Source organism: Dyella koreensis, from assembly GCF_044904565.1.
Lineage (GTDB): Bacteria > Pseudomonadota > Gammaproteobacteria > Xanthomonadales > Rhodanobacteraceae > Dyella_D > Dyella_D koreensis.
In genome coordinates this window covers 1,017,124-1,030,559 of sequence record NZ_JADIKD010000012.1, presented here as the reverse complement: position 1 = coordinate 1,030,559, position 13,436 = coordinate 1,017,124, and the positions used below count along the sequence as shown (strand labels likewise).

The window sequence follows — 13,436 nt, the reverse complement described above, 5'->3', positions numbered from 1 at the left end:
TCGGTCGCTGCCCGGCGAAGGACTTGAGCCACATCAAGTTCTTGCACGATGGTTCGGTTACGTACTGTTACAAACCGTTTCCGACCTGACGTCACCCTGTGACACGGCGACGCTACTTTATGCCTGCGTTTCGGGGATTCGCTAGGACTATGGGGTGTCGTCATGATCATGCAGACAACGGTTGCTTCAACCCGGGCACAGGCCGCCCGCTATCCGGCGGCTGAGCATGAAGCCGGATTCACCGACATCGATATCGACCTGCTGCGCAAGTATGTGCCGGTGCTTCGCCACAAGCTTTCCGCCGGGCAATATCTCTATCACGCCGGCCAGCCTTTCCAGTCGCTTTACCTGATCAACTCGGGGTTCCTCAAAACGGTTGAGCTGGCGGATGACGGGCGCGACCAGGTCACCGGCTTCCGCATGCGCGGCGACTTTTTGGGCGCCGAGTCGATCGGGCTGAAAACCTACGCTTGCGGCGCCGTTTCCCTGGAATCCGGCGAGGCGTGGGAGCTCCCTTATCCCGCCATGCTGACTGCATGCAGGGAGATCCCCGAGCTGCAGGCACGCCTGACGGCGGCCCTGGCGCAGGAGATCCGCGACGACCACGCCTGGATGCTGGCCATTGGCACGTTGAATGCCGAGCAGCGCGTGGCGACTTTCCTGCTCGACGTTGCCAAACGCTATGCGCGGCTGGGTTACAGCGCCCGCCATTTCATGCTGCGCATGCGCCGCACGGACATGGCGAATTTCCTGGCGCTCAAGCACGAAACCGTGAGCCGCGTGATGTCGCGCCTGGACGACCTTCGCCTGATCTCGGTCGAGCGCCGTGAAGTCCACGTGCTGGACGATAGCGGCCTGAGGGCCATGGCCGGGATGCGCGTCTAGACCTGTACGGGCGCGTTATGGCGGCGAACGATGCTTCAGCGCATCGTGCATGGCCGCGGCGAGCGCTTCCATCCGATAAGGCTTGCGCAGCAGATTGAATCGCTTGAGCGAGGCGTCGTCGGTGTCCAGCGCCCAATGCTCATAGCCCGAGGTCAACAGCACGGGCAGGCCGGGGCGCATTTGTTGCGCGACCTTGGCCAGCTCCACACCGGTCATGCCGTTGCCGAGCACGACGTCGGAGAAGAGCAGAGCGATTTCGGGATGTCGTTCAAGCTGTTCGAGTGCCTGGCTGGCATTGTCGGCCTCGCGCGTGGCGTAGCCCATCGAGTGCAGGAAGGCCAGCGCGATGCCGCGCACTTCGGGCTCGTCTTCCACTACCAGAATGGTTTCATGGCCTGGCGGAACGGCGCGTTCCTGCGGTGCGGAACCTTCGCCGGAAGCGGAAGGCGCCACCGGAAAATGCAGGTCGACACGAGTGCCGTAGCCTAGCTGGCTGTCGATACTGAGATGTCCGCCGGACTGCTTGACGAAGCCATACACCATGCTCAACCCGAGGCCACTGCCTTTGCCGACTTCTTTCGTGGTGAAGAAGGGTTCCAGCGCGTGGGCCTGTACCTCGGGCGTCATTCCCATGCCGGTGTCGGCGATGCTGAAAACCACATAAGAGCCCTGCGGGATCTTGATGCCCGCCTGGGTGGGGCCGACATGTTCTTCGCGTACGGTGATGGTCAGCGTTCCGCCCCGTGGCATGGCATCGCGCGCGTTGACGGCCAGATTCACCAAGGCCGTATCGAATTCAGCCGGATCGACGTGGATGGGTGAAATGTCGTCCGGGCCCTCGGTGACCACCGTGATCCGCTCGCCCAGCGTGCGGCCCAGCATTTCCTTGAGGTCTGTGAGTACGCGGGTGGCGTGGACCGGGCGCGGCGTGAGACGCCGGCGACTGGCGAAGGACAACAGCTTGCCGGTCAGCGCGGCGCAACGGTCCGTCGCGCGTGCCGCGCTTTCGATAATTTCCATGGCTGACGAATGAGTGGACAACGTCGCCATGAGCAACTGCAGGTTGCCCGAGATCACCGTCAGCAGATTGTTGAAGTCGTGGGCAATGCCGCCCGTAAGCTGGCCGATCGCATCGAGTCGTTGTGCGTGAGAGAGTTTTTCTTCGCTGCGGCTGCGCTGAACCGCCGCCGCGAGCATGTTGGCGACCGATTGCAGGAAGTGCAGCTTGTCGTGATCGAAGCTGTCCTGCTCCTTGGACATCACCAGCAACAAGCCCATCGGCTCGTAACGGTCGAACAGCGGGACCATGCCCGCTTCCCGGAAACCGGCTTCGCTCAGGGTGGCCCGGATCTGGGCAAAGGCTTCGCCAGTACGCGACAACGCGATAGCCCCCACTTCACGCTCGAGCATTTTCGCCATCCAGGCGCTCTGCGAGAGCTGGGCGCAGATGGTCCGCAACAGGTCGGACGGCGCGCCGGTCGCGGCGCGGGCATGAAGGTCGGTACCGTGGGCATCACGGAACAGGATGGCGGTGGCATCGGTTTTCAGCGCCGAAGCGATCAGCGACGGCATGCCGTCCACGGCCACCTCGTAGTTCGGCGATTCGAGCAGCAGGCGGCTCGCTTCCGCGACGAAGGCGTCGTAACGGGCGCGCACCAGAGCCTGGCGGGCCCGCTGCGTTTCCGAGATATCGCGGATCGATGCCGCAAAGAGCGGGCGGCCATCGACCGGAATCGGACTGAGCCCGATCTCCACTGGAAAGGACTGGCCATTGCGGCGCACACCGGTCAGCTCGTAACCCGCGCCCATCGGACGCACGCGCGGGCTCGACATGTAGGTGGAGCGATGCACGATATGCGCGCTGCGCACCTGCTCGGGCAGCAAGGCTTCGACTTTCAACCCGCGCAATTGGCCTTCGTCATAACCGAACAGGCGATCGGCTTGCGGATTGGCGAGCACGATGCGTCCGTCATGATCGACCACGATCATCGCGTCGGGCGCGGTTTCGAAGAGCGCTTTGAACAGATCGGCGTCGGTAGCCAGATCGGGAAAGGTACTCATGCCCGCTTTACTCGTTCGGTAAACATATAGCCGGCGCCGCGGATCGACTTGAACAGGGCAGGCCGCGTCGGGTCGGCATCGATCTTGCGGCGCAGGCGGCTGATCTGTACGTCGATGGCGCGGTCATAGGGGCCAGCGTCCCGTCCATGGATGTGGGTCATGATGTCGTTGCGCGATAGCACCCGGTTGGGGTGGTCCAGAAACAGCTGCAGCAGGTCGAATTCGCCGGTGGTCAGCGGGACCTCCTGGCCTTCCGGGCCGGTGAGCAGGCGGGAACCCGGATCCAAGCGGTAGCCGGCGAAATGCAGGGCCGATGGGCTGTCACCGGGCGGAGCTTTCGGCGGCGCCCGTCCGGCGGACCGGCGAAGTACGCTGCGTATGCGCGCCAGCAGTTCGCGTAGTTCGAAGGGCTTGGTGACATAGTCGTCCGCGCCCAGTTCCAGTCCCACCACGCGGTCGATGGATTCGCCGCGACCGGACACAATGATGACGGGCCCTTGCCAGTGCTCGTGCAGGTAGCGGGTCAGCGCAAAGCCGTCTTCGCCCGGCAGGCCAAGATCGAGCAGCACGAGATCCACGGCCGTGACGGCCAGCGTGTTTCTCAGCATGGTGCCATTGGCCGCGACGATCACCTCAAAGCCCTGGCTGGTGAGGTAGCGGTTTACCAGGGTCGAGATTTCCGGGTCGTCCTCCACCACCAGCAGGCGGGTCGGGCGTGATCCATTGGCGGACTCGAAGCTTTCAACCGACATGCGAGAAAAACCTTTGGCTGAGCGTAGGCGCATCTTACTGACAGGTGTGTTGCCGTTACCTTCAAGTCTCAGTCCTTGGCCCGGCCAGCCATGGGGCATGGCCCCGCCTGCCTGTCGGCGAAGGTATCTGCTGCGGACAGAACGATACATCCGGCGGCGTGTCGCCGGGAAACGCAGGCATCGAGCGTGCCTGGGAGGAGAGGGGTGCGCCTAGCGCATTAACTGCCCATCGTTGATGTCGAGCATGGCTCCAGTGATGAAGCCGACCTCATCGCGGACGAGAAGGTCAATCACTCAGGCTTTTTCTATTTAATGATAGACCAGCACGGGGGTGGACGACTCCAACAGCACCTTGGCCGTCTCGCTGCCGAGCAGTAGGCGACTGACCCCATGTCGGCCATGAGAAGCCATCACCACGAGGTCGCAGCCTTGCTCGGCAGCTACTCGCACAATGGCCTGGTAGGGATGGTCATTGAATTCGTACTCGCATTCGCACGCCACGCCCGCCTGGCGGCAGGCCGCGCTGACCGCTTCCAGATATCGCGCGGCGCGCTGGATAGCTTCTTTGACATAGCTATCCGGTGTCGCCTCGACCACATCGATCACCGAGGAGACCATATGGAAGGTGGGTGCGGCATAGAAACCGCAGACGCTTGCCTTGAGGCTGGCGGCGAGCTCGACGCCGAGCGCGATAGCCTTCTCGGACAAGGCCGAACCATCGGTTGGGATCATGATGCGCTTGAACATATCGACCTCTTCGATCAGTGAAGCATCAGAACGGGAATCGTTGCTTGCTCCAGCACGGATCTCGTTGCTCCGCCGAGTACCCATTCGCTGAAGCGGGTGTGGCCGTAGGCACCCATGACCAGGAGGGTGGCCCCGGCACGTCCGGCGGCGGTCAGCAACGCAGCGCCGATGTCCTCATTGCCTTCGTTGAGCCGTTTGCTTTCCGAGGCGATGCCATGGCGAAGCAGATAGCTGGCCAGATCGAATGGCGGACGCCAGGACAGCATGCTCATCGGTTGCTGCTGCTCGCCATGCAGGATCACTACACGCAGTGCGCGCGCCAGCAGCGGCAGCGCAGCGTGCACGGCATGAAGCGCCTCGGCGGAACCGTTCCAGGCAATGGCTACGGTGTCGAGAGCGGGGAGGTTGAGCTGGCCTGGCGGAACGATAAGGCAGGGCATCCCCGAACCCATCACGATGTTGCCGACCGCCGATAGCGAACCCCAGGCCGTTTCATTGCTGCGGTCGATCACCAGCAGGTCGTGGTAACGGCTGGCCAGCGCCAGGGTGTCGGGTACATACCCTTCCGCCACCTGCCAGGACGCTTTGTGAACTCCCAGCTTGTGCACGCAATCCACGAACGAAGGGCCCGCGGCGAACGCTTCATCTTCAAGCTGCCGCGTAGTTTCGAACAGCAGAGCGAGCAGATCCGGCGCTTCGAAGGCGGGGATGGCCGCGCTGGGCGACGGACAGATCCAGATGCCGGTCAGGTGCGCATCGAAGGCCGTCGCCAGACGGGCGGCGTATTCGACGCCCGGCGACCATGCTTTGTAGCTCTCGGAGTAAACCAGCACATCGCGCATGACATTTCATCCCGGCAGAGGATTGATGGCCCGATGCACGGTAACTGGGCCCCAACGATTTGCAGGGATCAGGGTAGTCAGCGATGCGAAACGCTTGTTGATCTGCATCAACCGCGCATCAGCAAGGCATCATCCGTCGTACCGCCGGGTTGGCGGGTCGTGACGGTCATGCCGGATGGCGCTAGCGCCTAGGGCTTGGTAAAGCCCAGATACAAGGTGATCTGATCGCCAGCTTTGAGCGACGCCATGGCCGGCGGTGGGAAGTGCACTCGTAAAGCCATGCCACCGGTGCTCACGTCGACAATGCCGGTGGCGGGATCGGTGGCGGTGACGGTGGCCTGCATGGTGTGCCTGCCATCGACATCGCGGACCTTCATCACGCCGACGCGATTCGCTGGCCCGATGGTTTGACCCGCCGCTCGGTCTTGCGATGCCGGCGCCGGAGGCATGCTGTCCTGTGCGTGGAGCTGCGTGTTGGCGAACAGCGCCGCGGCAAGCATTCCTAATGACACTGTGCGTGTCAGATAGGCGAGTTTCATGATGGTCCCTCCGTCGGCGGGTGCCGATCCGAAGCCCGTAGGCTGCGCTCTCCGTCGTCAAGAAGGGCTGAAGGCTGGCGGTGCAGCCGCCGTCGCCAAAAAGAAAGAGTGAGGCAGGGCGAATGGCGCGCAAGAAGTTGACCCAGGTCAATGAGCCATGTCCTGCCGTTCCGATACTGAAAACCTCAGCGAGGGCCAAAGCCATGAAAGTCAGCGATGCCATGACACGCCAAGTGACTACGATCGCCTCCAAGGCGGATATCGGTGACGCCATGCGCCTGATGCTGCAGACACATATCAGTGGCTTGCCGGTGGTCGACCGCAAAGGAACACTCGTCGGCATGCTCACCGAGGGCGATCTTCTGCGCCGCGCGGAACTGGGCACGGAGCAGAAGCATCCTCGCTGGCTTACGTTTCTGATGGGGCCGGGGCGCCTTGCGCGTGAGTACACCGATTCGCACGGACGCACAGTGGAGGAGGTGATGACGCCAGAGGTGATCACCATCGACGGGGAAGCGCCATTGGCTGCGGCGGTGAATCTGATGGAGCAGCGGCACATCAAGCGTATTCCTGTGGTACATCACGGCCGGCTTGAAGGCATCCTCAGTCGCGCGGATCTGATGCGGGCCGCCTTGTCAGGTTTGCCCGGACTGGCTCCAGCCGATACCTCGGACGCTACGATCAGCAAGCGCATCGCGATGGAGTTTGACTCGCAATCCTGGGCGCCGCGCACCACGGCACATGCGGATGTGCGTCGCGGTGTCGTCCATCTGCAAGGAGTGATCCTCAACGACGCCATGCGCGATGCGCTGAGAGTGCTGGTGGAAAGCATTCCCGGCGTCATCCGCGTCGAGGATGAATTGACCACGGTGGAGCCCATGTCGGGCCAGATAGTGAGCTTGCCCACGGATCGTCAGGCCGGCTTGTCATAGGCGCGGCGCGTATCGCCGATCGCACCGGCGCGCGTCGCTAAAGCCGGCGTCGGTTCCAAAGTGCGATGACGAACATCACGACACTGATGCCGCAGAGCCATTCGAGCGCCGGTTTAAGCGTGGGCGTCTTGTCCAGCCCGATCAGTACGGCGCATGCGATGGCGAAGACGAGGAAGAAGACCGAGATGGGCGAGAACGCGCGCATGGAATGCTTCCCTCTTCGCCAGTCGCCGTGTTCAGGACTGCCATTTCAGTGAGGTGCACGCTGGTTGGGGCTCGTCATGCTCCGGAGTGCGCGGAGCCGCCGGCCGCATGGCCGCCTTGCCGAGTTCATCCGCGAAGTCGCGGATCGGTGCGAGGCATTGGCCATGAATGACCTTGGCATGCGTGATAGCCAACGTGGCCATGGGTGGCTGACCGAGCAGCTCCTGCATGTCAGCGAAAGCCCGTTGAGCATCTTTGCCACCCATGGTGGTGAAGAACGCCGCTTTGCGTATCTGCGGAGCATGGTCATTGAGAAAGCGGCGCATCGGGCTGGAAAGGCGTCCCATCCAGACGGGCGCGCCAAGCACGATCAGGTCATAGCTTGATAGCGGAGTGCAGGTGGGTACGATGGCCGGCAAGGACCGGCTCATGACCTCCAGCACGGAGCGCAGGTATCCCGACAGGCCGCGACGAGGCTGTGTGTCTTGAACAGCCAGCAGGTCGGCGCCCAGCTTTTCCGCGAGCTGTCCGGCGACCCGACGCGTTGTACCGGAACGGCTGTAGTAAACGACCAGTATGGACGGCATGGCGTTTCACCCCCGTAGTTATGTTCTCTATGCAGGAGATCTCTATCCCCCGGAACAAATCCTGGCGCGTGTGCGCAACCATCGACTTGATGCAGGTCAATTGGGAAGAACCTGTCGCTACACGTGGCGCGCCTAGGCGGTGAACAAGGCGATCGCAAAACCCGAAACCATGGCGATAACTCTGGGGATGACGCGCAACGCATAGGCGCGGCCACCCTTGGCGAGCGCCATGGCGCATTTGAGCAGCGAGTTGGCGGTGAGTGCGATCAATACACCCAACCCCGCTTGCACTACATCAACCTGTGCCGTTGCGGTGGCCTGAGCAGCTGAAGCCGCCGCAGCGTGAACGTCGGCCAGGCCGGAAAGCATCATCACCCAGGGCAGGCTTGCGTTGCCCAGAGCGCTGCGAATGATGGCGCTCAGAAGCATGATCCCCGCCAGCACGGCAACGAATCGAAGCACGGCGGCGGGCTTGAAAGGGCGATTCCCGGCAAGCGCGTCCACCGGGATGGATGAGGAGAACGTTCGCCAGCTGGACAAGGCGGATGCCACCACCGCGATGGCGCCGGCAACGATCAGCGGCACGGCGATATGTGCCAGCAACGCGCGTGATAACGAGCCAACCACCACCGCTAATTGCACGATGGTGCCGACGTTCGACATGACCGCGGCGCTGGCCGCCGCTGCGGTGAGTCGAGGCGCTTCCCTGGCCCGGTCTGCCATGGCGGCGACGGTCAGGGTGCTGGAAACAAAACCGCCCGCCAGACCGGCAATCGTCAATCCGAGCCTCGAACCAAACGAACGAAGGGTGAGGTAACCCAGCGATGAAATCGACATCACCGCCACCACCAGAAACCAGAGCCGGTGCGGATTGATCGCGGCCCAGGGATCGATGGTGCGATCGGGCAGCAAGGGAAGAATGACAAAGGCGGCGATCGCGAGAATCAGCAGATCGTGCAGTTCCTGTTCGGTCAGCCACTGCCGGGCGAACAAATGCAGCCTTCTCCTGCTTGCCAGCAGAACCACGACGATCACGCCAAGCCCGCCGGCCAGCTCGGGCATGGACATCGCCAGGATCCCCAACAGAAAAGTCACCAGCATCGCCATCTCGGTGGTGAGGCCGGGATCGCGCTCGCGCGTCCGCCGATAGCTGACCACCATCGCCAGCGCAATAAAGAAACTGGCGGCATAGATGCCTTTCGCGCCGATCAGGGCCGAGATGGCGCCGGCGAGACCAAGCAAGGCAAAGGTGCGCACGCCGGCCTGACCGCGCATCGGCCCGGTGCGCTTATTCCGTTCCCGCTCGAGTCCTATCAGCAGACCGACGCCAAGGGCGACACCAAGGCTCAGCGCGCTGACGGCTATTTCACTCATGTCGGAGCCTGGCGACATAGGCCTGCCTTTGAAGAGCGGTCCCGCGGCAATGGCATGCGCCCGGCCACCGCCGCTGTTCTCAGAGTGGGATGGATTCGTGGATGGCGGGTATCTGGCTGGCGATACCGCGATCACTCAGGCATTGCTCCATGGCTTTCATGCCGCGGTCGTATTCGCCGTGCACGAGAAACACTTTGCGCGGATGGCGATGGCCCAGCCAGGCAAGCAGCGATCCCTGGTCGGCATGCGCCGAGAAACCGTTGATGGTCCAGATTTGCGCGCGCACGCGGATCTCGTCGTTGAATATCCGCACGCTTGGCGCGCCGTCGATGATGCGCCGGGCAAGGGTGCCTTCGGCCGCGTAGCCGACGAAGACGATGCTGCTCTTGTCGCGCCACAGATTGTGCTTGAGGTGGTGCTGAACGCGGCCGCCATTGCACATGCCCGATCCCGCCAGAATGATGGCACCGCCCTCGATGTTGTTGATCGCCATCGATTCGGCGGACTCTCGCGTGAAGTGCAGCCCCGGCATGGCGAACGGGTCGCCGCCCTGCAGCTCTTTGACGAAGTTTTCGCCAAAACACTCTGGGTGGCGGCGAAAGATCTCGGTGGCGGAAACTGCCATGGGCGAGTCGAGGAAGATGGGGATATGCGAGGGGATGGCACCATCCTCTATACCCCGGTGAAGGTAATAGAGCACGTCCTGTGCGCGTTCGAGCGCAAAGGTAGGAATGATCACGTTGCCATGGCGCTCGATGGTCTGGCGCACGGCTTGATGCAGTTCATCCACTGAATCGGGCAGGGGGCGGTGCGGACGGTCGCCATAGGTCGTTTCCATCACTACGTAATCGGCGTCCGGTGCCGGCGTGGGATCGCGCAGGATGGGGCGTCCGGGGCTTCCCAGGTCTCCGGAGAACAACATGCGGCAAGTGCCTTCGCCATCATCGAGCTCAAGCAGGATGGAGGCGGAGCCGAGGATATGGCCGGCGTCCAGAAACTGAGCGCGGACGCCCTGCGTGACGGCCACCATGTCGCCGTAGCGCACATCGCCAGTGAAGAAATCGAGCGCGTGGAAAGCGTCATCGAGCGTATACAGCGGCTCCGTCTTCGGCTCGTCGCGGCGACGTGCGCTGCGTAGCTGGCGTCGCGCTGCCTCTTCCTGCAGGCCGGCGGCATCGATGAGCACGACGCGCGCCAGTTCCCGCGTCGCCGCGGTGGTGAAAATCGGCCCGCGAAATCCTTCGCGCACCAATCGTGGTATGCGGCCGCAGTGATCCAGATGAGCATGCGTAAGCAGGAGCGCATCGATACTGGCCGGATCGAAACCAAAGGGCTGGTAGTTGGCCTCTTCTTGCTCAGGGCCGCCCTGGAACAGGCCGCAGTCGATCAGTACGCGTCGCCCGTTGCAGGTAACCAGATGGCACGAGCCCGTTACCTGCTTTGCTGCGCCATGGCAGCTGTAGGTGATGTTCCGGGTTTTGCGGGGGGCTTCCGTCGCGTGACTCATGCGCTAGTGCTGCATCAGTAATGGGATCTTCGCGTGCTGCAGGGCATGCCTGGTAGCGCCACCAAGAATCCGCTCGCGTGTACGCGAATGTCCGTAGGCGCCCATCACCAGCAGGTCGGCATGCAGATGCACGGCCTCCTGAAGCAGCTTTTCCCCACTGAGGTGATGGGGGCCTCCGATGGAATGGGGCTTAACGGCGATGCGATGGCGCATCAGGTAGGTGATGGGGTCGAACCGCGGCGGGTGGCCGGTGAGATCCTCGGGGTTCAGTCGTTCGCCATCGATCAGGATGACGTCCTTGGCAGCTTCAAGGAAGGGCAGCGCGGCATGCAATGCGCGGGTGGATTCGATACTTCCGTTCCACGCGATCAAGACGCGTTTGAAGGCGACCTCACCCTTCCAGCCGGGCGGCAGGATCAGGCAAGGGATGCGGCAGCTCAGCATCGTCTCGCCCAGGATGTCGGCCAAGGCATGGCCTTCCACCATGTCGCGCTCCAGTACGGCCAGATCGTGCCAGGCGCCCAGCTGGCGCAGCGTTGGCGCCACGCTGGTGTGAGTGACCGCCCAGGCGGCATCGGGCACACCCGATGCGCGGGCCAGCGATTCAAAAGCGGCGCGCTCGCCGTGATCCTCATCCCATGCCTGTATCAAAAGACCAAGTACCGTGGGCTCCGCATCGGCGCCACTGAGCGTACGCAGCGAGGGGTCCACATAGCAGCCGGTCAGGCGGCTTCCCCACTGCCGGGCCAGAGCGACACCCGTTGTAGCGGCAGGACTCCACGGGTCGGTCGAAGTGACCAGCGCCACCACATCGTTCGGCCTATGGGGCGATAGGGCGGGATCGATGCCCATGGTGGCTGTCTCGGCTTCTTCGGCATACGTGGACATGTGCGGTTTCCCTTTGAGCTTAGGGATTACAGATCCAGGGTATGGATGACCTGCGCGGCATCCTGCGGATCGCGTTTCCGGTCGAACCCCAGATACTTCGCCAGATCGCGCATGGGCTCGTTGGATGCAGCATCGATCGAGAACATCTGGCGGAATCCGTTATGGCGAGCCACCTCAATCAGGTGGCGCATCAGCGCGACACCGAGGCCGCGATGCTGCCAGTCGTCGGCGACGGTCACCGCGCATTCGCAGTGCTGGTCGTCGCCGGAAGCGCTGTAGCGGCTCACGCCTACCTCGCGCAATTCACCGTTGTCATGCACCAGAGCCACAAACGCCATGCTCTTTTTGTAATCCACGTTGATCAACTGATCGAGCAAGGCAGGATTGGCTTCCCGGATTTCGCCCAGGAAGCGGAAATGCCTGGATGCCGGCGAAAGCCGCTCGATGAAATGGCTCTCGCGTTCGCGATCTTCGGGACGGATCGGCCGCACCAACACGTGGCTTCCGTCGTTCAGCGTTTCGATCCAGTGCTCGCCGGTCAGCAGCGGGGGCGTGGTTTCGGTGCTGGGCGGCTGGGTGGTGGGAGCGGTCATGATGCGGTCTCCGGTGATCACGAAATACGGGATGGCCGACATGTGTCAGCGACACCGACGATGTTGTTTTACGCCGCGCCCGGCGGCATGACTTGACCAGGATCAACAAGCGGCATGATCCGTCTCCGGTTCGCAGCTAGTGGCACACCAGTACGGGAACGTCGGTGCTCAGCATCGTCTTGTAGGTCTCGCTGCCAAGGATGAGCCGGTCCAGGCCCCTTCGGCCGTGAGACCCCATGACAATCAGGTCGCACTGGCGCTTGGTGGCCTCGCCCACGATGGCCGTGTAGGGGCGATGGTCGAAGGTGTAGTTGCCGTCGTAGGCAACGCCGGCGGCATTGGCGCGCTTGCGGACTTCTTCAAGACAGCGTTCCGCCAGCTTCACGACGCCTTGGACGTAAGCCGGCTCCGCGGGCGTTTGAATCACTTCAGCGAAGTAAGTCACCGCGGAAAACGGCGTTGCGACGTAAAGGGCATGCACCTGGGCCCCCAGTGATTTGGCCAGCGCGATGCCGATATCGATGGCGCGCAACGACGGCTCGGAACCATCGGTCGGCAACAGAATGTGCTTGAACATAGCGGTGCTCCTTAAGTGATCAGTGGCAGCTGTAGCCGCCGTCAATGACCAGTTCGCTTCCCGTCACGAATTTCGATTCGTCGGAAGCCAGATAGACGACGCCCCAGGCGATGTCATCCGGCTCGCCCATGTGGCCGAGCGGGTGCAATGCGCCAACGTCTTTGCGGTGCTGCTCCGGGTCGCCGCCCAGCGTGGCGAGGTGGTGCTCCACCATGGGTGTCCAGATGAAACCGGGGTGGATCGAATTCACCCGGATCCGGTCGGCGGCGTAGTACAGGGCGTCGACCTTGCTCATGAGCCGCACCGCCCCCTTGGAGGCGTGATACGGCGGGACGTCGGGCGCGCCCACGAGGCCGTAGATGGACGACAGGTTGATAATGCTGCCGCCACCCGCGGCGCGCATCGGCGCTATGGCGTGCTTGGTGAAAAAGAACACGCCTTTGACGTTGACGGCCTGTACCTGGTCCCACTCGGCTTCAGTGAGTTCATGGGTCGGTTTATTCGCCCCCGAGATGCCGGCGTTGTTGACCAGTACGTCCAGCCGGCCAAACCGATGGACGATGTCGGCGATCACTTGCGCCACCTCGGATTCCTTCGTGACATCCGCATGAAAGTAGCGGGCAGGGTCCCCCAGCTTCGCGGCAAGCTTCTGCCCTTCGTCATCGAGCCGATCGACGATGGCCACGCGCGCATTTGCTTCAACCAGGCGGGTGGCGCATGCGGCGCCAATCCCCAGCGCGCCACCAGTCACCAGCGCCACCTTGCCATCGAGCCGACCCATGACTGCCACCCCACAAGAATGTGGCGACAGCGTGCGCGGGCCAGGGGCAGGCGATCTTGATCGTGATCAACTAAAGGCCCGATCGATGCCATGATTGATGAGCGTCAATTTCGCGATGGCAAAAAGCGTTAGCGTGCCAGCGATTGATACCGGAACAGGGGCGGCAC

The 13,436-nt window shown here is 62.8% G+C and carries 15 protein-coding genes; 2 read left to right on the top strand and 13 right to left on the bottom strand.

Features of this window, described 5'->3' with window-relative positions:
• Positions 1–162 precede the first annotated feature (162 nt).
• Entirely contained in the window at positions 163–885 is a 723-nt protein-coding gene (locus ISS97_RS19655; RefSeq protein ID WP_379984483.1) for a Crp/Fnr family transcriptional regulator, read from the top strand.
• Between the two features lie 15 nt (positions 886–900).
• Here ISS97_RS19655 and ISS97_RS19650 read toward each other — a convergent pair whose 3' ends face one another.
• The 5 genes from ISS97_RS19650 to ISS97_RS19630 form a co-directional block, all read right to left on the bottom strand.
• The gene (locus ISS97_RS19650) at positions 901–2,946 is read right to left on the bottom strand and encodes a PAS domain S-box protein (protein ID WP_379984484.1); all 2,046 of its coding nucleotides are present in this window, start codon (positions 2,944–2,946) and stop codon (positions 901–903) included.
• Positions 2,943–3,698, bottom strand: a complete 756-nt coding sequence (locus ISS97_RS19645; protein WP_379984485.1) for a response regulator — start codon at positions 3,696–3,698, stop codon at positions 2,943–2,945. The genes ISS97_RS19650 and ISS97_RS19645 overlap by 4 nt, the downstream gene beginning before the upstream one ends.
• Before the next feature lie 309 nt (positions 3,699–4,007).
• Positions 4,008–4,445 carry a universal stress protein gene (locus tag ISS97_RS19640; protein ID WP_379984486.1) on the bottom strand — a complete coding sequence of 146 codons (438 nt, stop codon included), beginning with the start codon at positions 4,443–4,445 and terminating at the stop codon, positions 4,008–4,010.
• 14 nt (positions 4,446–4,459) lie between these two features.
• Positions 4,460–5,287: a universal stress protein gene (locus tag ISS97_RS19635; protein WP_379984487.1), complete on the bottom strand. Its 828-nt coding sequence runs from the start codon at positions 5,285–5,287 to the stop codon at positions 4,460–4,462.
• 188 nt (positions 5,288–5,475) lie between these two features.
• The gene (locus tag ISS97_RS19630; RefSeq protein WP_379984488.1) at positions 5,476–5,826 is read right to left on the bottom strand and encodes a hypothetical protein; all 351 of its coding nucleotides are present in this window, start codon (positions 5,824–5,826) and stop codon (positions 5,476–5,478) included.
• Positions 5,827–6,029: 203 nt separating this feature from the next.
• Between ISS97_RS19630 and ISS97_RS19625 the strand changes: the two genes are divergently transcribed.
• A complete protein-coding gene (locus tag ISS97_RS19625) occupies positions 6,030–6,758 on the top strand; it encodes a CBS domain-containing protein (protein ID WP_379984489.1) in 729 nt (242 codons plus the stop codon).
• Positions 6,759–6,795: 37 nt separating this feature from the next.
• Here the strand turns inward: ISS97_RS19625 and ISS97_RS19620 are convergent, their stop codons facing one another.
• The 8 genes from ISS97_RS19620 to ISS97_RS19585 form a co-directional block, all read right to left on the bottom strand.
• Positions 6,796–6,963 (bottom strand): hypothetical protein, encoded by a 168-nt coding sequence (locus ISS97_RS19620; protein ID WP_379984490.1) that lies wholly within the window; start codon positions 6,961–6,963, stop codon positions 6,796–6,798.
• A 31-nt stretch (positions 6,964–6,994) separates the two neighbouring features.
• Complete coding sequence (locus ISS97_RS19615; protein ID WP_379984491.1) at positions 6,995–7,549, bottom strand: flavodoxin family protein; 555 nt, start codon at positions 7,547–7,549, stop codon at positions 6,995–6,997.
• Positions 7,550–7,681: 132 nt separating this feature from the next.
• Positions 7,682–9,058 carry an MgtC/SapB family protein gene (locus tag ISS97_RS19610; RefSeq protein WP_379984492.1) on the bottom strand — a complete coding sequence of 459 codons (1,377 nt, stop codon included), beginning with the start codon at positions 9,056–9,058 and terminating at the stop codon, positions 7,682–7,684.
• The gene (locus ISS97_RS19605) at positions 9,003–10,430 is read right to left on the bottom strand and encodes an MBL fold metallo-hydrolase (protein WP_379984493.1); all 1,428 of its coding nucleotides are present in this window, start codon (positions 10,428–10,430) and stop codon (positions 9,003–9,005) included. The genes ISS97_RS19610 and ISS97_RS19605 overlap by 56 nt, the downstream gene beginning before the upstream one ends.
• A 3-nt stretch (positions 10,431–10,433) precedes the next feature.
• On the bottom strand, positions 10,434–11,318 hold the full coding sequence (locus ISS97_RS19600; protein WP_379984494.1) for a universal stress protein: 885 nt from the start codon (positions 11,316–11,318) through the stop codon (positions 10,434–10,436).
• Between the two features lie 26 nt (positions 11,319–11,344).
• Positions 11,345–11,911, bottom strand: a complete 567-nt coding sequence (locus ISS97_RS19595; protein ID WP_379984495.1) for a GNAT family N-acetyltransferase — start codon at positions 11,909–11,911, stop codon at positions 11,345–11,347.
• A 136-nt stretch (positions 11,912–12,047) separates the two neighbouring features.
• The gene (locus ISS97_RS19590; protein WP_379984496.1) at positions 12,048–12,488 is read right to left on the bottom strand and encodes a universal stress protein; all 441 of its coding nucleotides are present in this window, start codon (positions 12,486–12,488) and stop codon (positions 12,048–12,050) included.
• 19 nt (positions 12,489–12,507) lie between these two features.
• The gene (locus ISS97_RS19585; RefSeq protein WP_379984497.1) at positions 12,508–13,269 is read right to left on the bottom strand and encodes a glucose 1-dehydrogenase; all 762 of its coding nucleotides are present in this window, start codon (positions 13,267–13,269) and stop codon (positions 12,508–12,510) included.
• Between the last annotated feature and the right edge of the window lie 167 nt (positions 13,270–13,436).